Origin of the sequence: Butyrivibrio sp. XBB1001, assembly GCF_000424505.1 — a bacterium.
Classification (GTDB): domain Bacteria; phylum Bacillota; class Clostridia; order Lachnospirales; family Lachnospiraceae; genus Butyrivibrio.
The window spans coordinates 476,014-497,831 of the sequence record NZ_AUKA01000001.1 but is presented as its reverse complement, the minus strand read 5'-3'; the positions used below and the strand labels follow the sequence as shown (position 1 = coordinate 497,831).

Annotated in this window: 18 protein-coding genes; 11 read left to right on the top strand and 7 right to left on the bottom strand. The window is 41.0% G+C overall.

What is annotated here, in order from left to right; translation table 11 throughout:
• The 3 genes from G631_RS0102120 to G631_RS0102110 are packed head-to-tail and all read left to right on the top strand — an operon-like array spanning position 1 to position 3,141.
• Positions 1-1,266, top strand: coding sequence for a hypothetical protein (locus G631_RS0102120; RefSeq protein ID WP_026488040.1), 1,266 nt, complete (start codon positions 1-3; stop codon positions 1,264-1,266).
• Between the two features lie 5 nt (positions 1,267-1,271).
• Positions 1,272-1,937: a DUF6320 domain-containing protein gene (locus G631_RS0102115; protein WP_026488039.1), complete on the top strand. Its 666-nt coding sequence runs from the start codon at positions 1,272-1,274 to the stop codon at positions 1,935-1,937.
• A 13-nt stretch (positions 1,938-1,950) separates the two neighbouring features.
• Positions 1,951-3,141: a pectin acetylesterase-family hydrolase gene (locus G631_RS0102110; protein ID WP_026488038.1), complete on the top strand. Its 1,191-nt coding sequence runs from the start codon at positions 1,951-1,953 to the stop codon at positions 3,139-3,141.
• 80 nt (positions 3,142-3,221) lie between these two features.
• Here the strand turns inward: G631_RS0102110 and G631_RS20855 are convergent, their stop codons facing one another.
• Positions 3,222-3,392, bottom strand: a complete 171-nt coding sequence (locus G631_RS20855; protein ID WP_155833856.1) for a hypothetical protein — start codon at positions 3,390-3,392, stop codon at positions 3,222-3,224.
• A gap of 142 nt (positions 3,393-3,534) precedes the next feature.
• On the opposite strand from G631_RS20855, the gene G631_RS0102100 reads away from it, so the two are divergent.
• Entirely contained in the window at positions 3,535-4,710 is a 1,176-nt protein-coding gene (locus G631_RS0102100; RefSeq protein WP_026488037.1) for a hypothetical protein, read from the top strand.
• Position 4,711: 1 nt separating this feature from the next.
• Here G631_RS0102100 and G631_RS0102095 read toward each other — a convergent pair whose 3' ends face one another.
• Positions 4,712-5,008: a hypothetical protein gene (locus tag G631_RS0102095; protein WP_026488036.1), complete on the bottom strand. Its 297-nt coding sequence runs from the start codon at positions 5,006-5,008 to the stop codon at positions 4,712-4,714.
• A gap of 262 nt (positions 5,009-5,270) precedes the next feature.
• Between G631_RS0102095 and G631_RS0102090 the strand changes: the two genes are divergently transcribed.
• The gene (locus G631_RS0102090; RefSeq protein WP_026488035.1) at positions 5,271-7,184 is read left to right on the top strand and encodes a carboxylesterase/lipase family protein; all 1,914 of its coding nucleotides are present in this window, start codon (positions 5,271-5,273) and stop codon (positions 7,182-7,184) included.
• Positions 7,185-7,387: 203 nt separating this feature from the next.
• Here the strand turns inward: G631_RS0102090 and G631_RS19830 are convergent, their stop codons facing one another.
• Positions 7,388-8,236 (bottom strand): AraC family transcriptional regulator, encoded by an 849-nt coding sequence (locus tag G631_RS19830; protein ID WP_026488034.1) that lies wholly within the window; start codon positions 8,234-8,236, stop codon positions 7,388-7,390.
• Between the two features lie 127 nt (positions 8,237-8,363).
• On the opposite strand from G631_RS19830, the gene G631_RS0102080 reads away from it, so the two are divergent.
• The 6 genes from G631_RS0102080 to G631_RS0102055 all read left to right on the top strand — a co-directional run bounded on the left by G631_RS0102080 (position 8,364) and on the right by G631_RS0102055 (position 15,911).
• Entirely contained in the window at positions 8,364-9,776 is a 1,413-nt protein-coding gene (locus G631_RS0102080; protein ID WP_081671191.1) for an MATE family efflux transporter, read from the top strand.
• A 6-nt stretch (positions 9,777-9,782) separates the two neighbouring features.
• The gene (locus tag G631_RS0102075; RefSeq protein WP_026488032.1) at positions 9,783-10,817 is read left to right on the top strand and encodes an NAD-dependent epimerase/dehydratase family protein; all 1,035 of its coding nucleotides are present in this window, start codon (positions 9,783-9,785) and stop codon (positions 10,815-10,817) included.
• 291 nt (positions 10,818-11,108) lie between these two features.
• Positions 11,109-12,611, top strand: a complete 1,503-nt coding sequence (gene glpK / locus G631_RS0102070; RefSeq protein ID WP_026488031.1) for a glycerol kinase GlpK — start codon at positions 11,109-11,111, stop codon at positions 12,609-12,611.
• A 71-nt stretch (positions 12,612-12,682) separates the two neighbouring features.
• On the top strand, positions 12,683-14,122 hold the full coding sequence (locus G631_RS0102065) for an NAD(P)/FAD-dependent oxidoreductase (RefSeq protein WP_026488030.1): 1,440 nt from the start codon (positions 12,683-12,685) through the stop codon (positions 14,120-14,122).
• Between the two features lie 5 nt (positions 14,123-14,127).
• The gene (locus G631_RS0102060; RefSeq protein WP_026488029.1) at positions 14,128-15,393 is read left to right on the top strand and encodes an NAD(P)/FAD-dependent oxidoreductase; all 1,266 of its coding nucleotides are present in this window, start codon (positions 14,128-14,130) and stop codon (positions 15,391-15,393) included.
• A gap of 152 nt (positions 15,394-15,545) precedes the next feature.
• Positions 15,546-15,911: a DUF1667 domain-containing protein gene (locus tag G631_RS0102055; protein WP_026488028.1), complete on the top strand. Its 366-nt coding sequence runs from the start codon at positions 15,546-15,548 to the stop codon at positions 15,909-15,911.
• Between the two features lie 89 nt (positions 15,912-16,000).
• Here G631_RS0102055 and G631_RS0102050 read toward each other — a convergent pair whose 3' ends face one another.
• The 4 genes from G631_RS0102050 to G631_RS0102035 form a co-directional block, all read right to left on the bottom strand.
• A complete protein-coding gene (locus tag G631_RS0102050) occupies positions 16,001-17,167 on the bottom strand; it encodes a hypothetical protein (RefSeq protein ID WP_026488027.1) in 1,167 nt (388 codons plus the stop codon).
• 288 nt (positions 17,168-17,455) lie between these two features.
• Positions 17,456-18,325 carry a sensor domain-containing diguanylate cyclase gene (locus G631_RS0102045; protein WP_026488026.1) on the bottom strand — a complete coding sequence of 290 codons (870 nt, stop codon included), beginning with the start codon at positions 18,323-18,325 and terminating at the stop codon, positions 17,456-17,458.
• Between the two features lie 59 nt (positions 18,326-18,384).
• On the bottom strand, positions 18,385-19,689 hold the full coding sequence (locus G631_RS0102040) for a GGDEF domain-containing protein (RefSeq protein ID WP_196803798.1): 1,305 nt from the start codon (positions 19,687-19,689) through the stop codon (positions 18,385-18,387).
• Between the two features lie 116 nt (positions 19,690-19,805).
• Positions 19,806-21,737 carry an EAL domain-containing protein gene (locus G631_RS0102035; protein WP_026488024.1) on the bottom strand — a complete coding sequence of 644 codons (1,932 nt, stop codon included), beginning with the start codon at positions 21,735-21,737 and terminating at the stop codon, positions 19,806-19,808.
• Positions 21,738-21,818 lie beyond the last annotated feature (81 nt).

The window sequence follows — 21,818 nt, the reverse complement described above, 5'->3', positions numbered from 1 at the left end:
ATGGCAAAAAGTAGAAACTGGTACGAACTTGATAATGCTGCCAAGATCGTACCTTCAACAGCAAAGGGAGCCAATACCAGGGTCTTTAGACTTACCTGTCAGTTAAGGGAGCAGGTTGATGAAGACATCCTTCAGAGAGCATTGGACGAAATAATAGAGGATTTCCCTATCTTCAACTGTGTACTGCACAGAGGACTCTTTTGGTACTATCTGGAGGAGACTGACCTAAGGGTAAAGGTTGAAGAGGAGAATACTCCGGCTTGCGAGCCAATATATATTCCGGGCCGCAAGAACCTCCTCTACAGGGTTAATTACTATAACAACAGGATTAATCTTGAAATGTTCCATGTTCTTGCTGACGGAACTGGCGCCTTTATGTTTTTCAAAAATCTCCTCACAAGATATCTTGTGATCAAGCATGGCATAGATGCAGAGATCAAGCCTACTGATGATTTCTCTATAGAGGAAAAAAATGTAGATGCCTTCGATGATTTTTACAGCAAGCAAAGAGGGCTCAAGCAGCTCAAGGAGATGAGATCAGTTAAGGCATATCAGATAACTGGTGAGATAGATGATAATCTTTTGCCACATCTGATAGAAGGAACTATATCAGCCAGTAAGTTCCTTGATATAGCACATGAGTATAAAACAACAGTCGGAGTTATGTGCGTTTCAGTCTACATAAAAGCCATTATTCAGGGAATGAACAGGGCACAGAAAAAGAAGCATATAGTCGTAAGTGTACCTGTTAACCTAAGGCAATACTTTAAATCCGGCACCAGCAGAAATTTCTTTGGCGTAATAAACATCGACTATGATCCTGCAGATTATAACGGAGATATGCAGAGCATCATAGCCAAGGTTGATAAGGATTTTAAAGAAAAACTCTCTCCTGAGAGTATTGAAAAGACAATGAATTCCTATGCTGCACTTGAGCATAATATTGGTATCAAGATGATCCCGCTTCCTATAAAGGATATTGGAATCGGCTATTTTGACAGGGCTGCCAAGAAGGGCGTTACAAGCTCCATGTCCAATCTTGGACAGATCAAAATGCCAGAGGAGGTTGCTGATTATATTGACGGCTTTAGCGCCTTTATGACAGCTGCCAGCCAGCAGATCACAGTTTGCTCCTACAAGGATAGACTGACCTTTGGAGAAGCATCTCCCTACAAGACTCATAAGAGTATGCTCAATTTCTTCAGGTGCCTTACGGAAATGGGGCTTGAAGTAGAGCTTGGAACAAATGACTATGACAAGGAGTAAGTTAAATGCAGTATTGTCCTAAATGTAAGGTAAATATAAGAGGCCGCAAGGAGTGCTGCCCATTGTGCCAGGGACAGCTTCGCCAGATTGATGGCGAGCCTGAGGCACCTTTCCCTACTCTTAAAAAGAAAAAGATCAGTAACATCACACTTTTTAAGATGGTGACATTTATCTTCATTGCTTCAGAAATTATTTTTGAAACTATAAATATTCAGACGGAAAAGATATATCCCGTATTTGGCATTATGATGCTGGGATTTTTAGTTGCCTGGATCACATTTATAACCACAATGTACCTTAGGAATAACCTGATAAAGGTAATAACCTTTGAGGTGGTGGTCGCCATAATTGTTGATGTTTACGTTGATATTAAGACAGGCCCCCACGGTTGGAGCGTAATGTGGATGGTTCCAAGTACACTTTTTGGACTTGCTATAGCCACCATTATTACTGCCAAGGTACTCAAGCTAAGACTTGATGAGTATATTCTATATCTGGTCCTTGATCTGTTCATGGCTCTTTCACAGATAATCTTTATTCGAAATGGTATGAACACATTTACCTGGCCTGCAGTTGCGGTGATCATGGTGTACCTCATACTCATTGCAGCCCTCATCATTTTCAGGTTCTCAGACCTTAAACGGGCTGCGCAAAAAATGTTCAACCTTTGATGCATGGAGAAATATGGGATTAAAAGATAAGATCAACAAAAATAACTTTAAGCGCGGAATTGTTTTTGCGTCTAAGGTTGGAGATTACGTTGAAAACAGAATAGGCAGAGCAATAGAAGAGAGTAGCTTCAAGGCAGAAAATCTCCCCAGTGATCCCAAGGAAATGACCTGGTACAAGGTACCTCTTGAAAAGGGACTGTCGGGAGATGGGTCAGAGTACCATATCTATGTCAAAAAAGCAGATCCTGACAAGCTCTGCATTTTTTTATCAGGAGGCGGTGTTGCCTATAACGAGTACATGGCTGCACGGCCAGTGACTGGAGGCAAGGTAGCAGCAGGGCTTCCCAACTATTACTGGAATAATTTAAGACCCTTTACCCAGATCATGAACATAAACGTGGGGATCACTGATATCATGTCAGACAAGAATCCCTTCAAGAATTGGAGCTTTGTAGTTATTACCTATGCCACTGGGGATTTCCATGTGGGCTGCAATGATTATCCATATCAGGGTGAGGATGGCAGCGATAACATACTTCATTTCCATGGGTATGTAAATTTCCTTGAGAGTATGAAGGTGTCGAAAGCTCTTTTCCCTAATCCAAAGAGCATCCTGATTGCAGGAAATTCGGCGGGAGCTTTTGCAGTACCCGCGCTGGCATCTGAGATAGCAGATGATTATTACCCTAAGACCTCTAATATTACGCTATTTTCTGATAGCGGGCTTTTGCTATACAAGAACTGGAGAAAGACTGCAAGAAACATCTGGCAGACCAAGGATTCCATCTGGAAATCAATTCACGGGGATAATATAACTCTGGACTGGTACAGAGCCCTCTATGCCAAGCATGGTGACAGGTTCAGATATCTTTATTCAAGTTCTACACATGATTACCTTCTGAGTGCCTATTATAACGATATCATCCGCAAGAAGTACAAGACAGATCAGGATGTTCAGAATGAATATTATCATCAGCTCATCCAGATGGTAAAAGAGCTAAAGGAGATCACGCCAAAGTTTGGCATGTTCATAGATGATTGGAAGATTCCCTTTATTACTATGGGCGGCACAGTTCACACTAGTGTCCGCGAGCCGCATTTTCTTCTTTTTACTGAACAGGGAATTACCATGGCCAAATGGCTTATTGATGCCTGTGAGGGCAAGGTATACGATGTGGGGATGGATCTTCTCAAACAAGAGTGAAGTAAGAACATAACAAAGAATCTTACAAGAAGCGAATAAGAAAGGCCGCCTTGCGGCGGCCAACAAGTGGTCTATATGAATTAGTCGACAAAACATTCTTCAATCTGAGCTTCATACTCGCTGCGAAGCTGCTGAGGTATATCGTACTCATCCAAAGCCTCAGCTACTGACCAGTGCTCATTAGCCATAGAACGAAGGATGTTGCGTATAACTCTTGAATCAAGAGCCTCAATATCGGCAACATTACTCATAATTCACACCCTCCTCAAAAACGAAATAAAAATCATTTCTTAACTACAATATATTGTAGTACAAAAAAATATAGATACAAGTATTGACATTTGTTTTGAAATAATTTTTGTAGAATATGCACAGAAAATGAGAGGGAATTTCATGCATATAACAACAATTGCTCTGATAATTTCTATATTGGGTCTAATTAGCTCTTTTTTTGTTGTAGGGATAATTCCGTCCATAATGGCTTTTATTCTGAATATTCTCTGCATCAGAGAAGAGAAGTCTATACGTACAGTAAGAGCCCTGGCTATTTCTTTTGCCGGGATACTGCTTCCGATTGTGATGTATCTAAATAGTTTTGGTTTATCTTTTCCCTATGAAAAACTTAAGGGGCTTAATGCAATTAGCCAGATCATGTATGACAATTACGGCAGGTTAGGCCTGGATGTTAGTTTTATGGTCCCGAATGAGGCAGCTAGTGAGAATACGGAGCTTGTCTCAGAAAATCCAGATGGGATGTACTATGTCAGCGATGGCGTAGTGGTAGACGATGATGGAATGCATCTGGATGAAAAGGCACTTAACAACAATGCCGAAGAAAATTCTGACATGGCTGCCAGTACAAGTACTGCAGATGCTATTGCTCTTGAGATAGATCCAAATAGCATCTTTGAAAGTATAGACAGCCTAGATGAGAGCGCCAAAGCTGAGAATGATTATGGCAGTGATAAAAAAGGCGCTTCAGACGATGATATGCCTTCCTACGGGGGCCTTCCTCTTGGAGTCAGGATCCTTGGGCAATATTTTAGAGAGGACTACCACAACTGTAATCCAATCCTGGTTCTTAAGAATGAGACAGGAAACGACTGCAGATTTGAGTGCCTTTTTACTGCTAGAGATGGGGATGGCAATGAACTTGCAACTTCCAATAAGACTGTTGAGGTAGTAAGTCAGGGAGAGACTTTTGTCTTGGAGGGAAGATTTGATAAAAGGCTTCTTAACGGGACTCTGCCTTCCATGTATGAATTTCTGGTAACCAAAAGAGATCCCTATGAGGGAAATCTCTATGACGGCGTTTCAGTTTTTGGAGAAATAGTTGAGAATTCAGCAGTTGTGACTGCTCAAAATACCACAAAGAAAAGAGCAAAGGTGGATGCTTATGTTTTGTTCTTTGACGGAGAAGAGCTTGTGGACTGCATTTGGATGATTCCTAAAAATGGCGGCGAAGTGACAATCGACCCAGGAAGCAGCGCCTATATAAGGGGCGATGCTTATTATAAGTTTGACAGGATAGAAACTTATTACACAGCCTACGAGGCAGTGGGAGAGTAGGTCAAGGCGTATCTGGCTTGCCGCTTTCTACCATCATATTTATAGCTTCTAGAGCAACTTCATAGATATTAGCAAGATCTTTAGCCCCCTCATCATCTCTGCCGGCAAGTTTTCTGTATTGATTCAGAAAATAGAGACGGGACTGTTCAATAGTATTTTTGGTGATCACATGGCCATTGCAGAAGATATTGCCAGTCTCAGCATTGTATTTACCTGCAGTATATTTGGCTTTCTGGGCGTCACCCATTCCCATGGATTTTGCAAGTGAGTGGATAAGGTCTTCTCTTCCTAATGACATAATGTGCGGTCTCCTTTTTATTTTTCCTATGTATTTTTGACTTATGACACCTATATGATATACGAATTGCTCCATGACTAACGTCAATTTCGCGATTCTACAAATATATTCACAGTTATATTATATAACATTTACGAACTAATGGTTAAACGAATATGGCAATCATCCGAAATATTATTTGAGATATGCGAGTTGATAATTTTTGAATTATAAAATATAATTGTATGCAATCGACGTTTGGAAATTTCGGAGGATCATTCAGATGATAGGTTATTATATTGCGGTGATACTTATTGGTATCCTATATATCGCATTCCTGGAACTATCCAAGAATATGCTGATAGGCTGGTTTGTGGGAATTATTGCCACAGTGGTCATGATTGTATACGGATATATGAGCAAAAAGGCTATACCAAAAGAAGATGATTTTTACAATAAAGTCATGAAAAAGAAATCCTACGGCGGTAAAAAACTCCTTCTTGCATTTTTAGTATTTGCTGTAGTTCTGGTGATAAACGCTTTGCTTACAAAGCCGCCAGTAAAGCGGGTTCCAGCTGTAGAGGTCAGAAACCCTGATGTGACAGATGTAATTACAATAGATCAGGGTAAGCTAACTGGAGTGTACAACAAGGATCATTCTGTTAAGGTTTACGCAGGAATTCCTTATGCTAAGCCACCGGTTGGAGAATTTAGATTTAAAGAGCCTCAGGCCCCTAACACTTGGGAAGGTATAAGAGCCTTTGATCACTTTGGCCCAAGAGCTATGCAGACACAGGGTTCGGTATTTATGGATTCTTTATCTCACATACTTGGCTGGCATGATTACCAGATAAAGTTTGGCGATGAATATGTTGAGGAAGTTTCTGAAGACTGCCTGTATCTTAATGTCTTTACACCTGCTGATACAGAAAAGTTTGCACAGGAAGCAGGAAGTGAGCTTCTTCCAGTAGTTTTTTATATCCATGGAGGTTCTCTTACGACCGGACAGTCCTCATACACAGAGTATAGAGGAGAAACTCTGGCTTCCAAGGGAGTAATATTTGTAAATTGCGCCTATAGGCTTGGAGTATTTGGATACTATGCAGCGGAAGACCTTGCTAATGAGTCTTCAAATGGAACAACAGGTAACTATGGCCTTCTTGATCAGATAGCTGCTCTTCAGTGGGTTTATGACAACATCGAAGCCTTTGGCGGTGACAAGAACAGGATCACAATTGCTGGTGAGTCAGCAGGATCATCCAGCGTCAATGCTATCTGCGTATCACCTCTTTCCAAGGGACTTTTTAACTATGCAGTAGCTGAGTCCAGCGGAATTGCGGCAAAAGAGCCATTTCATACCTTCAGATATTACGGAGAAGCCCTTGAAACAGGAAAAGAAGTCAGAGAAGAATTTGGAGTTACAACCTCTGAAGAACTCAGAAAAATACCTGCCTCCAAGCTTGTTGAGACTAAGACATCAAATGGCTCTATGACAGTAGATGGCTATGCCATAACAGAACAGCCATATCTAACTTATGAGAAGGGACGTAACCACGAAAAGGCCCTACTTAATGGCTTTAACGTAAAAGAAGCAGACGCCTTTTTGCTATCAACTGAGGCAACCCAGGATAATTATGTTGATCTTCTTTCTGAAGATATAAATGAGTATGCTAATGAAATGGCCCAGGTTGTGCCATCAACACTTCCACAAAGGGATCAGCACTTTATAGTTGATGCCATGGGAGATGCCAAGGGTGCGCTTAACGTAGCTTATAGCGCGATGTGGTTTTCTTATTCCCACTATGTATGGAATAACTATATGGTAAGTCATAACAGACCCGCATACGAGTACTATTTTACCAAGACCAACAATATGCTTTCTAACTACCATGCAGGAGAACTCCCTTATCTATATGGCAATCTGTGGAGACACCCAGGGCTTTATGATGAAGAGGACTACAAGCTCTCTCAGATTATGCAGAGCTATCTCATTAACTTTGCCTATAGCGGTGATCCTAACGGATTTATCATAAACGATGACGGAACAAGGAGCACAGAGACACTTCCAGTATGGGAAAAGAGAGAAAAAGGCCAGGACAAGCTCCTTAGGCTGGATACAACCATAGAAATGGTGGACGACCCCAACAATGAAATCTATAAAGTTATCGATAAATTCATGGATTCAAGGGTTAAATAAGATAAAAAGTCCGGAGCTTTAAGTATCATCGGCAAATACACAATTTTTGCTCCTGTTAAACCAAGCACTCCATCGAATCCTAAGCATCAATCTCTGCGTGCATAGGCACTTGAGATTGATAGGTTTCGACTCCGTGGTTTAAAAGTCGCAAAATATCGTGCATTCTTGCCTTGATACTTACAGCGCCGGACTTTTGCTCTATATCAGCGGTAGAGCTTGCGATATTCCCTTGGAGAGTGGCCGGTTATATCGTGGAAGGCTTTGTTGAAAGCTGTAGTTGATTGAAAGCCGGACATAAAGGCACACTCTGTTATAGAAAGGTTTGCATCTGACAAGAGCTTGGTGGCATTTCTAACCCTTACACTTGATAGGTAAGCTGGAAAAGACATGTTCATATAGCTCTTAAATATCTTGGAAAAATAGAAGGTGCTAAGACCGATACTTTCAGCCACATCCTTTTGAGAGATATTCTCTGTAGAATTCTCAACTATATAATTGCAGGCTTCATGGATGTATCTGTAGGCAGCGCCTGAGGTAAAGCCATCTGGTATGTCATCTTTTCTTTCTCTTAAAACAAATTCACCTATATTGACGAGAATATCGTAGATACAAAGCTTGCACTTGGTCTCTGTGAAAGGGTCGGAGGAATCTCTGATATTTTTTATCTCCATAACCCGGTCCGCGATATGCCTTGTAAGTTCAGGGTGCTCACTGGCTGAAATGTAGTGGCACTCATATATTAGCTTGGACATAGAGACCAGATCAAGGTTGCTCTCTAGGATTGCAGATGAGAACTGGGTAAAAAGAGCTCCATCCTGAGGAATGTCTACAGTTTCATGGATCTGCTGCGGCCACACCAAAAGAACATCGCCCTTTTCAAGCTTGTAAAGATTGCCCTCAACCTTGTATTTACAACCAGACTTTCTGGCAATGGTAAATTCCAGGGCGTTGTGCCAATGGGAAGGAAAGGACTTGGGGTTATTATTTTCTTCTGTAATTGATATCTCAGCAAAAATGCCAAATTTAATTGTTTCTTTTTTTATAGTATTCATATTTCTATAATAACAAAAATTGGGCAATATTTGCCAAGTTTTAGATTCTTTTTTTCATAGAACAAGAATAGTATGTTCATAGACCTATAATTGTGTTTTGAGGGTCTGCGTTTTTGAGGAGATTACTATGGAAAATACTGCAAATAAGACTTTTGCGAAGAAGGAGATTGACTTCACTACAGGAAGCTCTTTTAAGCTGATCATGGCCTTTTACTGGCCACTTTTAATGACCAGCATGCTTCAACAGTTCTACAATTTTGCTGACACATGGATAGTGGGAAAAGGCCTTGGAGATGACCAACTAGCTGCAGTTGGAAACATGGGATCATTGTTTTTCCTGATTATTGGCTTTTCTTTTGGACTTGCCAATGGTTTTGGCGTGCTTGTGGCACAGAGCTATGGCGCCAAGGATATGGAGAAACTAAGGGCCAGACTTGCTGGAATTGTAAAGCTTGGCGCTATGCTATCCGTAGTACTTACGGCATTTAGCGTTATCTTTTTGCCTCATGCACTTAGAATTTTAAGGACAGATGAGGTCATAATGAGCGATAGTTTAAAATATGGCTATATAGTGTTTGGCGGCCTGTCAGCAGGAATCTGCTATAACATATCTGCTGCAATCCTCAGATCCCTTGGTGATAGCAGAACTCCTTTAAAGGCCATTATTGTTTCATCAATTCTTAATCTTGGCCTTAACAGTTTCTTTATCTTCCTTTTGCATACTGGGGTAGAAGGGGCAGCAATTGCTACAATATGCTCTCAGGTAGTTTCAGCTTTTATTTGCATTAGGAGACTAAGTCAGATTCCTGAGATACATATTAAGAGGAGTGACTTTGACAGGGAGAATACAAATCTCTACGAACTACTTAAAAATGGCCTTCCTATGGCCTTTATGAATTCCATAACAGCAGTTGGATGTATGGTTGTCCAATCCTTTGTAAACAGCTACGGAGTTGTATATACTGCAGCCTATGCAGCTTGCAGCAAGTACCTGAATCTTTTCATGAATCCGGCTTCTACAGCGGGCAACGCCATGACAGCCTACACAAGTCAGAACTATGGGGCAGGTAAGTTTGACAGGATAAAAGAGGGACTTAAGGTCTGTCTTTTAATTTCGACAACAGCCTACATTCTGTTGGGATCACTTATGGTGTTCGCGGCAAGGCCACTGGCTTTAATTCTTTTAACTGGTCAGAATCAGATAAATCTTGTGTGCAAGTTTCTGCCAAGATGCGGAATAATGATTATCTGCGTAGATACGCTATTTGTAGTAAGAAGCGGAGTGCAGGGAATGGGAAAGCCAATGCTGCCTATGCTCTCTGGAATACTTGAGATGGTACTTAGGATATTTACTATATCTTTTTTCATCGGAAGGATTGGTTTTACAGCAACTGCTTACGCAGAAATCAGTGCATGGATAGGAGCACTTTTGGTAAACGGATATGCATTTTATATTGAACTTATGCCAAGACTTCGGGAAATGAGGGGCCAAGATGGCATGATCAATACGAAAAGACACAGACTACTTAAGGAGGGGTAACCTAAAATGAAGGCATTGTTTATTGGCGGCACAGGAACTATCAGTATGGGAATTATCAGAAAGCTAGCTGAGGATCCTATGTGGGAGGTTTATCTTTTAAACAGGGGAAATCGTAAGGCAGAAGTACCAGAGTGTATAAAGCAGATCACTGCTGATATTGGTGATGAAGCGGATGTTGCCAAGAAGCTAGATGGAATGAAGTTTGATGTTGTGAGCGATTTTATAGCCTTTGATGTAAGCGCAGTAGAAAGAGATTACAGGCTTTTTAAGGATAAGACAAGGCAGTACATCTTTATAAGCTCTGCATCTGCCTATAATACGCCCGCATCCAGCTATATCATCACAGAGGGAACAACCCTTGCAAATCCATATTGGGAGTATTCCAGAAATAAGATTGCCTGCGAAGAGTTCCTAATGGAAAAGTATAGAAAAGAGCAGTTCCCTGTAACTATAGTAAGACCAAGTCACACTTACGACGAGAGGAGTGTTCCTCTTGGGGTTCATGGCAATAAGGGCTTTTATCAGGTTATAAGGCGTATGCAGCAGGGTAAAAAGGTTCTGATTCAGGGAGATGGATCTTCTCTATGGCACCTTACCTTTAACAGCGACTTTGCAGTTGGCTTTATCGGGCTTATGGGAAATAGCCACGCTCTTGGTGAGGCTTTCCAGATTACAGGAGATGAGGTCCTTACCTGGAATCAGATTTATCAGACTATAGCGGATGCCCTTGGAGTTGAGCTAAAGCCTTATTACGTTACTACAGATCTGTTAAGTGATATAGGAGGCAAATACGGCTATGACTTTAGAGGAAGCCTTATGGGAGATAAGTCAGTATCCGTGGTATTTGACAATAGTAAGGTAAAAAAACTTTCTCCTACGCTTACAACAACTGTGCCTTTCCACAAAGGAGTCAGGATAGCTCTTGACTATGTTCTTTCTCATCCTGAAAAATACGAGGAAGATCCTGAGTTTGACAACTTCTGCGACAAGGTCATTTCTACATTAGACAAGGCAAGAGAAGAACTTCTTGGTAACGTATGATAGCCTCTTTTTATGAGGCTTTCAGAATAAATAATTGAATACACCTTTTAAAGAGATGGCGCGGACCTTTATGGTTCGCGCTGTTTCTATGTCTGTGTGCAGAATCGAGTAGGAGTCAGCTACTCGATTATTGCAATTGTGATATGTCACAAAAAGAAAAAATGAATTTGTCTAATATATACAAAAATGGCGCAAAAAGATGGAAACTATTTAGAACATGTTGAGTTTTTGGCTGCCAGAGATTATTATTAGATTGTACTTTTGTTCAATATAGAGAGGAGTTTTTTGGGTATGGCAAAATATATTATGGCTCTTGATTCAGGCACAACAAGTAACAGATGTATACTCTTTGACCCCAAAGGCGATATGTGTAGTATTGCACAAAAAGAGTTTACGCAGTTCTTTCCACAGCCTGGCTGGGTAGAGCATGACGCAAGTGAAATCTGGCAGACACAGCTATCTGTAGCGCGTGAAGCCATGAATAAGATAGATGCTAAGTTTGAAGACATTGCGGCAATTGGCATTACTAATCAGAGAGAGACTGTTATTGTCTGGGATAGAAAGACGGGTCAGCCTATTTCCCACGCTATAGTCTGGCAGTGCCGTAGAACATCAGATTTTGCTGAGGAAATGAAGGCGGCTAATCCTGGAATAGTAGAGCTTTTCCAGAAAAAGACAGGTCTTAAATTTGATCCTTATTTTTCAGGAACCAAGATCAGATGGATTCTTGATAATGTAGAAGGTGCAAGAGAAAGGGCAGAAAAAGGTGAGCTTTGCTTTGGAACAGTTGATTCCTGGCTGATCTACAAGCTAACAAAGGGTAAGGTTCATGTAACAGATTACTCTAATGCATCCAGAACTCTTTTGTTCAACATAAATACCCTTAAGTGGGATGAGGAACTTTGCGAGATTCTTGATATTCCTATGAGCATGCTTCCTGAGGTTAAGCCTTCCAGCTGTATTTATGGCGAGACTGATCCTGAATTCTTTGGAGGCCCTGTCAAGATTGCAGGAGCTGCAGGAGATCAGCAGGCTGCTCTTTTTGGCCAGACCTGCTTTAATGAAGGCGATGCCAAGAATACTTATGGCACTGGTTGCTTCATGCTGATGAATACTGGAGATAAGCCTGTTTTTTCAAGCAATGACCTTTTGACTACAATTGCCTGGGGAATTGGAGATAAGGTAACCTACGCAATTGAAGGTTCAGTATATGTTGCAGGAGCTGCTATACAGTGGCTTAGAGACGAACTAAGGGCTATAGATTCAGCTCCGGACTCAGAATATTTTGCAACTCAGGTTGAGGATACAAATGGGTGCTATGTAGTGCCTGCATTTACAGGCCTTGGCGCTCCCTACTGGGATCCATATGCCCGAGGAGCCATTGTTGGCCTTACAAGAGGCGTCAACAAGTATCACATAATCCGAGCAACTGTAGAGTCACTGGCCTTCCAGACTGCAGATGTTCTCCATGCTATGGAGCTTGATACAGGCAAGAAGCTGACTTCACTTCGTGTTGACGGAGGGGCATCCAAGAACAATTTCCTGATGCAGTTCCAGTCAGACATCATTGATACTGAGGTTGTAAGACCAAGCTGCGTTGAGACTACCGCTATGGGTGCGGCCTACCTTGCGGGACTTGCTGTTGGCTGTTACAAGACCAAGGAAGATGTAATCAAGAACTGGTCAGTAGACAGGAAGTTTAATTCACAGATGGCTCCTGAGAAGAGAGAAAAAGAGCTAAAGGGATGGCAACAGGCTGTTGCTTCCACCAGAGGCTGGGCCAAGGAAATCTGAAGCTATTGAGAAATATCTTTTGACAGATTAAATATATTTGGGTTACAGAAACAAAAAAAGAGGAGAGTATTATGGTAGACGTTATTGTAATTGGGGCCGGCGTGTCCGGCTGTGCTATTGCAAGAGAGCTTTCAAGGTATGACGCAAGCGTATGTGTCCTTGAAAAATGCGAGGATGTCTGCGAGGGAACAAGTAAGGCCAATTCAGCCATTGTTCATGCAGGCTTTGATGCGGATGAAGGCTCACTTATGGCTAAACTTAATGTAAAGGGCAACGAGATGATGGATGATCTGTCCAGAGATCTTGATATTCCATTTAAAAGAAATGGCTCTATGGTTGTCTGCATTCACAAAGAGGAGCTTGATGGTCTCAAGACTCTCTATGACAGAGGCGTTAAAAACGGTGTTAAGGGCCTTAAAATCCTGTCTAGAGAAGAGGCTCTTGAGATGGAGCCTAACCTTTCAGAAAACGTGGAAGGAGCATTATACGCACCAACTGGTGGTATCATCTGCCCATTTGAGCTTACTATAGCCATGGCAGAAAATGCCAATGTAAATGGCGTTGAGTTTAGATTTAATACGAAAGTTGAAGACATCAAAAAGGGCGAGGATGGCCTTTGGCACATCAGGACTAATAATGGCGAGTATGCTTCTAGATATGTTGTAAATGCTGCAGGTGTCCATGCTGATGAGATCCACAACATGGTTAGTGCAGATAAGATGCACATAATCGAGAGAAGAGGTGACTACTGCCTCCTTGACAAACAGGTTGGAAATTATGTGTCACACACTATTTTCCCTCAGCCTACTAAGTTTGGTAAGGGAGTATTAGTCACACCAACTGTACATGGTAACCTTCTTGTTGGACCAACAGCTATCGATATTGAGAACAAAGAGGGAACAGCAACAACAGCAGCTGGTATAAATGAGCTAACAGCCAAGGCTTCTGAAAATGTAAGGAACCTTCCAATGAGAAATGTAATTACTTCCTTTGCCGGACTTCGTGCTCATCTTGAAAGGCATGAGTTTGTCATCGAGGAGGTTAAGGATGCACCTTGCTTTATCGATGTAGCTGGAATCGAGTCACCAGGTCTTTCTGCTTCTCCTGCAATTGGCCAGATGGTGGCAGATATGCTCAAAGAGAAGATGAGCCTTATCCCCAAGGATAACTGGATCGGCACCAGAAAGGGTATCACCAGAACAGAAGGACTCTCAGTAGAAGAGATGAATGAGCTTATCAAAAAGAATCCTGCCTATGGAACTATAGTTTGCAGATGCGAATCTATAACAGAAGGCGAAATCCTTGATGCTATTCACAGACCGCTTGGGGCAAGAAGTCTTGACGGAGTCAAGCGCAGAACAAGGGCCGGAATGGGTAGATGCCAGGCAGGCTTTTGCTCACCCAGGACCATGGAAATCCTTAACAGAGAGCTGGGGCTTTCCTATGAAGAAATCACCAAGTCAGGTGGCAGGTCCAATATTGTTATAGAAAGAACTAAAGGGGAGGTATAAGGATCATGAAGACATACGATATTGTAATAGTTGGTGGTGGTCCTGCAGGCCTTGCAGCTGCTGTGGCAGCCAAGGAGGCTGGTAACGACAGTATCCTCATCCTTGAAAGAGATCACGAACTTGGCGGAATTCTAAATCAGTGTATTCACAACGGCTTTGGTCTTCACACCTTTAAGGAGGAACTTACAGGTCCTGAATATGCCTATAGATTTATAAAGCAGGTTTATGATCTTGGAATCGAATATAAATTAAATACTATGGTAATGGATATTGCAGAAGATAAGACAGTAACTGCAATGAACAGAGAAGATGGAATGTTCCAGATTCCTGCAAAGGCAGTTATCCTTGCTATGGGCTGCAGAGAAAGGCCAAGAGGAGCCCTGAACATTCCTGGTTACAGACCTGCTGGAATTTTCTCAGCTGGTACTGCCCAGAGACTTGTAAATATTGAAGGCTATATGCCTGGAAGAGAAGTAGTTATCCTGGGTTCAGGTGATATAGGACTTATCATGGCCCGCAGAATGACTCTGGAGGGAGCCAAGGTCAAGGTTGTGGCAGAGCTTATGCCTTATTCTGGCGGCCTTAAGAGAAACATTGTTCAGTGTCTTGATGACTATGGAATTCCTCTTAAACTCTCCCACACAGTAGTTGATATTGAGGGAAAAGAGCATGTGACCGCAGTAACTATTGCTGAGGTTGGCCCTGACAGGAAGCCAATTCCAGGTACAGAAGAAAGATATACCTGCGATACACTTCTTTTATCCTGTGGTCTTATCCCTGAAAACGAGCTTTCAAGAGCAGCAGGAGTTAAGATGAGCCCAATAACATCAGGACCTATTGTTAATGAATCACTTGAAACCAACATTCCTGGCGTATTTGCCTGCGGCAATGTTCTTCATGTTCATGATCTTGTTGACTATGTCTCTGAGGAAGCAAAGAGAGCCGGCCAAAATGCAGTCAAGTATATAAATGAAGGCTGTAAGGATGCTGAGGGTACTTCAGTTATTGAAGTTACAGCAACTGATGGAGCCAGATATACTGTGCCAAGTTCAATAAATGTAGACAGGATGGATGATCTTTTAACTGTTAGATTTAGAGTTGGTGATGTCTACAAGAATTCTTTTGTAAGTGTGTACTTTGATGACGAGAGAGTGATGCACAATCAAAAGAGAATTCTTGCTCCTGGCGAGATGGAGCAGATCATCCTTCGTAAGAGCCAGCTTCAGGAAAAGCCAATCAAGAAGATTACCGTGAAGATTGAGAGCGAGTGATGTATGCAGGACGCTTAGACTATGGAATCGACGAATATATATTTTTGTTCCTGCAAAGCTGGGCACTATGATGAGCACAAAGCTCAGGTTCCAGCGTGCATAGGCGCTTGCGATGAAGATATTTTTAGATGTACTACAAAAAGGAGTTTGAGATGGAGAAGAGAGAGCTTACGTGTATTGGATGTCCTATGGGATGCATGCTGACAGTTAGCATGGAAAATGGCGAAGTTACTGAGGTTAGCGGCAATACTTGCCCTAAGGGCGATATATATGCAAGAAAAGAAGTTGTTAATCCCACCAGGATTGTGACAAGTACTGTAAAGATCACTGGCGGAGATAAAGAGCGCGTATCCTGCAAGACTGCAAGTGATATTCCAAAGAGCAAGATTTTTGAAGTTATGAAAGATATCGATGCTGCCTGCGTTGCAGCACCTGCTCATATTGGAGATGTCCTTATTAAGGATGTAGCAGGAACAGGCGTAGATGTGATCGCTACGAGAAACGTAGAATCTGCATGAATTGGGTTGTAGTTTTAAGTTTATAATCTTCAATAAATAAGCTGCGAATGGCCTTAGATGAAGGCTGTTCGCAGCTTTTTTACAGCTATTTAATTGAGCTTAACAAGTGCATAAGCACCATTACCTGCAGATACAGGGAATGAAACAGTAGCAGGGTTGTCGTCCATATCTTTTAATATTTCTGTAGCGCCACCATTCACAACATGGATCATAGCGTAAGTCGCGTTTGGATCATAGAATGAAGCAGGAATTCCTACAGTCATATCAACAGTTCCAGTTGTATTAGAAAGAGTTTCGTGTACGCCCTTCTGGCCAATGTTAACCTGAACTATAGGGCCAAGGTCACCTTTTATATCATTAGCAGCAGTTGCAAGACTATTATATGCAAGAGGACTGCTCTTTGGAGTGACATCCCAAGTAGTAACTGATATTTGCTCAGCGTCTGCTACACCAAGATTCTGTGCAATTTGAGCTGTAGGAGTAGTGATGGCTGTTCCAGCAAAGGACTTAGCGGCAAATGATCCAGAAACAGTTGACTTAAGAACTGTGCCATCAGCTGTTGCTATAGTTGAATTGGCCTGATAGCTTTGCTGTTGTTCTTCATATTGCTTTTGGAATAATTCTTCAGCAATCTGGAGTGCAGTTGCTTCATCTGGAACATATATTATCTGAGCTTCCTCGTTTGTTTCAGGAGCAGGACTTGATTTAGGTGGTGGTGTCAAACCATTTGTAACAGTAATTATGTAATATCTGTTGCTCCAGCTACTGTTTTTTACTGTAATATGATTTCCGTTGCTTAACTGTATTCCGTAATTAACCTGTATATATGTGGTGTAATTAAATGGAACATCTTCAGGAACAGAAGAATTATCTTTAAATAAGCCATCGCTACTTATTGTATAGTTTGCATTATGAAAATCTGTATAGTTACCGCCATAACCTGAATGACCTTCCAGAGTATAATCATTATTGCTTCCTTGTGAAAAAGAAACATTATCTATAGCTGTTGGAGTTGCGGTTTCTTGCGCTGTTTCTGTTGTTAGCGCTTGTTCAATATCTGAGCGTTTAATTACATTAAAGCCTTCTTCGACAGTCGGGTCTGGAATTTGGAACTGTTCACCTAAACCTATTGTTACTTTTTGCTCAGACCAGGCATTATTTTCAAGTGTTATTTCATAATCCTGAGCGTAGGCTGTAACTCCAAATATCATAGTTGTAATAATTGAAACAACTGCAGCAATCATATTCTTTTTCATTTTTGTTTTACACCTCATAAATTGTGATGTTGACGTTGCAAGGTGTATTCTACTCCCAGGGGTAACTTTAAACAATTAAACATATATAAAATGTTACATAAAGAAATATAAAGCCTTTTGTGGTGAATTTACATCTATTTTCTTATTTTTCAATATACAAACTATTTTGTTACAGAACAGCTTTTATTTGAGGAAAAGATAATATTATAATAAGTGACAGATACTTGATAAAAGACAGTAGAAAGCAGATAAGAAAGTAGATAAGAACGCAGATATGGGGCAGGGGTTTTATCTTTTCACTTTATGCTCTTTTTTCATTTCATACATTCGTTTATCGGCAAGCTCTATCAAAGATAATAAAGAGTTTGTTTCTGAATAGGTCGCATGCCCAATGGACGCTTTGGTTACAATTTTAGCATCATCGATTTTCCTAGGAGTGTCTATGGCTTTTAAGAGTTTCTTTTCAATCACTTCGATTTCATCGGCAGACTGGAGCTGATGAAGGACAACGAACTCATCCCCACCATATCTGAACAGCACACAGTTTTCTGCTGCAGCCATGGAAAGAGCTTTGGATACGGCAATGATAGCCATGTTACCGTATTCATGACCAAATTCATCATTAATCTTTTTAAAATCATCAAGATCGATCATATATAAAACAAAATCTGTCTTGTTGGTCTTATACTGTTCCTCGTATTGAAGAACAACATCATTGTATGCTCTGCGGTTAAAAATACCGGTAAGGTCATCTGTCTGTGAAAGATATGAAAGCCGCTGTCTTTCCTCAACTTCATCGGTTATATCTATAAAGTATCCGACAAGGCCGATAATTTCCCCTTTGTCATAAAGAGGAGACTTGGAAGCTCTGATTTTTCTGATCTTTCCCTGTACTATACATTGGCCTAAGACATTCTTAATGGAATCGCCGTTGCTTATTACCCTGAGTTCATCTCTTTTAAAAGGCTCCGGGTCTATGTGCCAGCCCATATCCTCATCAGTATTGCCTATAAGCTCCGAGACGGATTCAAGTCCATAGTAATCAAGGAACATCTGGTTTGCACCAAGAAAACGTCTGTCTTTGTCTTTCCAGAAAACACCGGCAGGAATCAGATTAAGAAAATTTTCAAGTAAGGTTTTGTCAGTAATGGCACTCATATGTTCAGTTTCTCCTTAAAATGGGGCACAATCTATAAAAAATGATTGGCCGCTATTTTTTATGTTCTTTCGGCATGCATTCTCTTTTTGTTTTCATACATGTTGTTATCTGCACGCTTAAAGACGTTTATTGCACCTGCATCTTTATCACTGTCATACGTGGCATAACCAATCGCAGCTGAAACTGCCTCCCAGGGAGATAGATCTTTGTTGTTTGCCAGGTCCGAGAGCTCTTGGTTGAACTTATCTATTAGAGAATCAATATTTTCAAGGTCCTGACCCTTTAGGATTATGGCAAATTCGTCACCGCCTACCCTGAAGACAGGAGAGTGGGCAAATATAACGCAGACTATATGACAAATGTTCTTGATGGCTTCATTACCTTTTTCGTGACCATAAGTATCATTGATGATCTTTAGGTAATTAAGGTCAACGACTCCGATTCCAAATTCAGTCTTTCCAATCTTAAGATTCCATTCAAGACTTTTGATTTCATTGTCGTATGCAGTCTTATTTCGTATTCCGGTCAGAGAATCACGGTTTGCAAGGGCTTCCAGCTGGGAGTTCTTATCCTGCATGTCGCTTATTTTTTTATCTTTGTCAATCAGATCAGAGGCATAAGTTCTGATGTCCTCCACCATAGAAATGATGGAGCCAGACAGGGATTCGATCTCATCATGAGTATGTATGTCAATTTCGTCCATAACTAGTTCTGATACAGGAGCACGCCTTCGGCACTTGTCTTCAATTTTGCCGGTTGCATTTTCAAGGTTCCCTATAGGCCTGACTATCCGCTTGTTATACCATCTGTTGAGAGCTAAAACAAGAAGCAGACCTGCTATAAGTGCAACTATGAATGTCGCAAGTGCATATGTATAGGCTGCTTTATATATATCATCAATAAGGATATCCCCACAGATTACAGCAACAGGCTCTCCTTTTGAATTTATCAGAGGACGGATTGCGGTATATATTTTCCCAAAGTCAGTATCATTTCTAAAATAAGTGACAGTTGTATCCGTGTCCATGCGCTTAAGGTACTCAAGGGCGACATCCCTTGGATAAGCATCTCCGGTATAGTTTCCGAGATCGGTAAGTTCATCTGCTTCATATGTCTTTTCATATAAAGTATATGCAGCAAGGACATCCATCATGTTGTCCGGAGGATCTGCCCTTAACGGCTCAATTATATATATAAAAAACAGGTCATGGGTTTCCTTGAAATCATTGGCCAGAGTCTGCAGCTCATTGTACTTGTCTGATTTGACACCGGTACGCATACACTGTTCAAGGTCATCAACATCTATGCAGCTGCTCAGAAAGTTGATGGCATCACCGGCGTAGTTCTGATATCTGTTTATCATATCCCTCCTGTAAATATCAAAGCACAAAGTGCCCACGGAAATAGATATGAATATAACAATGATTACACTGATGCGGATAAGTGATTTTTGTAAGGAATTTTTCATTTTTTTATTGTTCATACCTGCCCCGCCTGTGCCTCCATATAAGCGATAAATTCAGCAGGTGGTATTGGCTTTGAGAAATAATATCCCTGCTCATAGTCACAGCCCAGTTCTGCCATTTTGTCTTTCATCTCCAGAGTTTCTATTCCTTCTACAACAATCTCCATCTTCGAGTGTTTGAAAAGGCTTATCAGATCAGGTAAGAAACCTGCTTTTCCTGCGAAATATGACCTTACAAAGGACATATCAACTTTTACTACGTGAATTGGCAGATTTATAAGGCTTGTAAGATTAGCTGCACCTGTTCCGAAGTCATCAAGAGACAGTTCTGCACCCATGGCTCTTAAGCTGGCAATTGTAGCCTGTATCATGTCATAGTCATCTATAAGTGACTCTGTGATCTCAAAGTCGAACATATCCATTGGGACGTTGTGTTTTTTTGCTATTTCTTCCAAGTCACCAGGAAGGTTGATGCTCATGCATTGTATTGGGGACAGGTTGACATTTATGAACTCGATGCCAAGTTGTTTGACGTCTACGTTTTCTAGGAACATGCAGACTTTTTCAAAGATCTGTTTGCCTATTTCTATGATATCACCATTCTTTTCAGCAATCTGAATGAAATCAAGAGGAGAAATGAAGCCGATTTCAGGATCATTAAGCCTTGCAAGGGCTTCTGCACCCATGACTTTTCCGTCTGCATTAGAATAGATGGGCTGAAAATATACTTCAAACCTCTTCTCTGACATGGCAAGTTTGATTGCTTTCTCTATTGCTTTGTGTTTTTTGACGCCTTCTATCATTTTGTCCGAGAAGTAGTAGTTACCTTTGCGGTTTTCCTCAAATGAACTATTTATAGCATATCTTGCCAGGTCAGACACCAGCAGAGCATGTTCGCTGATCAGAGACTCGGATAAGAACATCATTGAAGCTTGAATAGGGACAATGTCGTCGCAGCTTTTTCTAAGGAGTTCATATTTTTCTATCCATTCGTTTATTACCAAAGACGGGTCTTTTTCCAGATGACCTTTTATCAGGACAATGAATACGCCGTTTCTTATATAAAACAGGTAATTATTGCGGTAATTTTGTACGAGCCACTCTGCAATGATCTTCAGTTCATCATTAATTTGATTGATTCCGTAGACAACCTTGGAAGCCTCATAGTTGTTGATGGATATTGTAATGAGACTGAACGGGATCTTTCTTTCCCATAATTCTTTACCAATCCTGTTAAGTGCGTTCTTATTTAATAATGATGTACGATTGTCCCTATATAGATCGGGGTTTTCAGATGTAAGGAAGATGATCAATATAGTAAGGATGCTGAAATAACTTGTGACGAGCATGTGGTAGAACTGCTTTCTTATGATTATTCCGAATAACAGGAGCAGGTTAAAAGAAAGAAGTCCCGCTTTCATGCGCCTTGAAAGCTGTTTCCAGAATCTGACAACAAGAAACAGGGATGCGATGATATAAAAATACGTGCTGAAATAGATTGTTTTATAAAGAGAGCAGTTGTGATATCCATCCTCTGCAATGGTGTAAATAGCAGATGTCCATGGAGTTGAAACGATAAGAAGAACGGAAATAAATGCAGGCAGGCTGACGATAATCTTAAAGATATGATCGGATTTTCTATAACAATGGGTAGACTCTGCTGTATACATAAACAGAGACCATCCTCTGATGATAAAACCAAGGAAATATGCATGATTAATTGCATACATTACCCACAGAGGGAAAATCATCCACACTTCATTCATTTCGCAGGAAATGATATCAGAAATTGTCATGATAAGGTTTGAACTCATGGCAATCCAGAAAAAACCGCTCTGCCTTATAGGAAGATTTCTTCTAAAGCCATAGAATAATAGAAGTATTATCTGTATAGGTATTGACGCTATGGCAAAGTCGTAGTTAAAAGGGCTGATCCAATTGAACATATCATTGTATCCTGTGTGCAGGGCAAGGGGATTGAATCTGTGATGATAATACACCCGCAATCATTATTGTTGAAATACCGT

Bases quoted from the DNA above. Each gene is read 5' to 3' on its own strand.
- G631_RS0102080 (WP_081671191.1), top strand. From the start codon at position 8,364: ATGGAAAATACTGCAAATAAGACTTTTGCGAAGAAGGAGATTGACTTC.
- G631_RS0102060 (WP_026488029.1), top strand. From the start codon at position 14,128: ATGAAGACATACGATATTGTAATAGTTGGTGGTGGTCCTGCAGGCCTT.
- G631_RS0102115 (WP_026488039.1), top strand. From the start codon at position 1,272: ATGCAGTATTGTCCTAAATGTAAGGTAAATATAAGAGGCCGCAAGGAG.
- G631_RS0102120 (WP_026488040.1), top strand. From the start codon at position 1: ATGGCAAAAAGTAGAAACTGGTACGAACTTGATAATGCTGCCAAGATC.
- G631_RS0102035 (WP_026488024.1), bottom strand. From the start codon at position 21,737: ATGTTCAATTGGATCAGCCCTTTTAACTACGACTTTGCCATAGCGTCA.
- glpK (WP_026488031.1), top strand. From the start codon at position 11,109: ATGGCAAAATATATTATGGCTCTTGATTCAGGCACAACAAGTAACAGA.
- G631_RS19830 (WP_026488034.1), bottom strand. From the start codon at position 8,236: ATGAATACTATAAAAAAAGAAACAATTAAATTTGGCATTTTTGCTGAG.
- G631_RS0102065 (WP_026488030.1), top strand. From the start codon at position 12,683: ATGGTAGACGTTATTGTAATTGGGGCCGGCGTGTCCGGCTGTGCTATT.
- G631_RS0102090 (WP_026488035.1), top strand. From the start codon at position 5,271: ATGATAGGTTATTATATTGCGGTGATACTTATTGGTATCCTATATATC.
- G631_RS0102110 (WP_026488038.1), top strand. From the start codon at position 1,951: ATGGGATTAAAAGATAAGATCAACAAAAATAACTTTAAGCGCGGAATT.
- G631_RS0102055 (WP_026488028.1), top strand. From the start codon at position 15,546: ATGGAGAAGAGAGAGCTTACGTGTATTGGATGTCCTATGGGATGCATG.
- G631_RS20855 (WP_155833856.1), bottom strand. From the start codon at position 3,392: ATGAGTAATGTTGCCGATATTGAGGCTCTTGATTCAAGAGTTATACGC.
- G631_RS0102100 (WP_026488037.1), top strand. From the start codon at position 3,535: ATGCATATAACAACAATTGCTCTGATAATTTCTATATTGGGTCTAATT.
- G631_RS0102040 (WP_196803798.1), bottom strand. From the start codon at position 19,689: ATGATAAACAGATATCAGAACTACGCCGGTGATGCCATCAACTTTCTG.
- G631_RS0102045 (WP_026488026.1), bottom strand. From the start codon at position 18,325: ATGAGTGCCATTACTGACAAAACCTTACTTGAAAATTTTCTTAATCTG.
- G631_RS0102075 (WP_026488032.1), top strand. From the start codon at position 9,783: ATGAAGGCATTGTTTATTGGCGGCACAGGAACTATCAGTATGGGAATT.
- G631_RS0102095 (WP_026488036.1), bottom strand. From the start codon at position 5,008: ATGTCATTAGGAAGAGAAGACCTTATCCACTCACTTGCAAAATCCATG.
- G631_RS0102050 (WP_026488027.1), bottom strand. From the start codon at position 17,167: ATGAAAAAGAATATGATTGCTGCAGTTGTTTCAATTATTACAACTATG.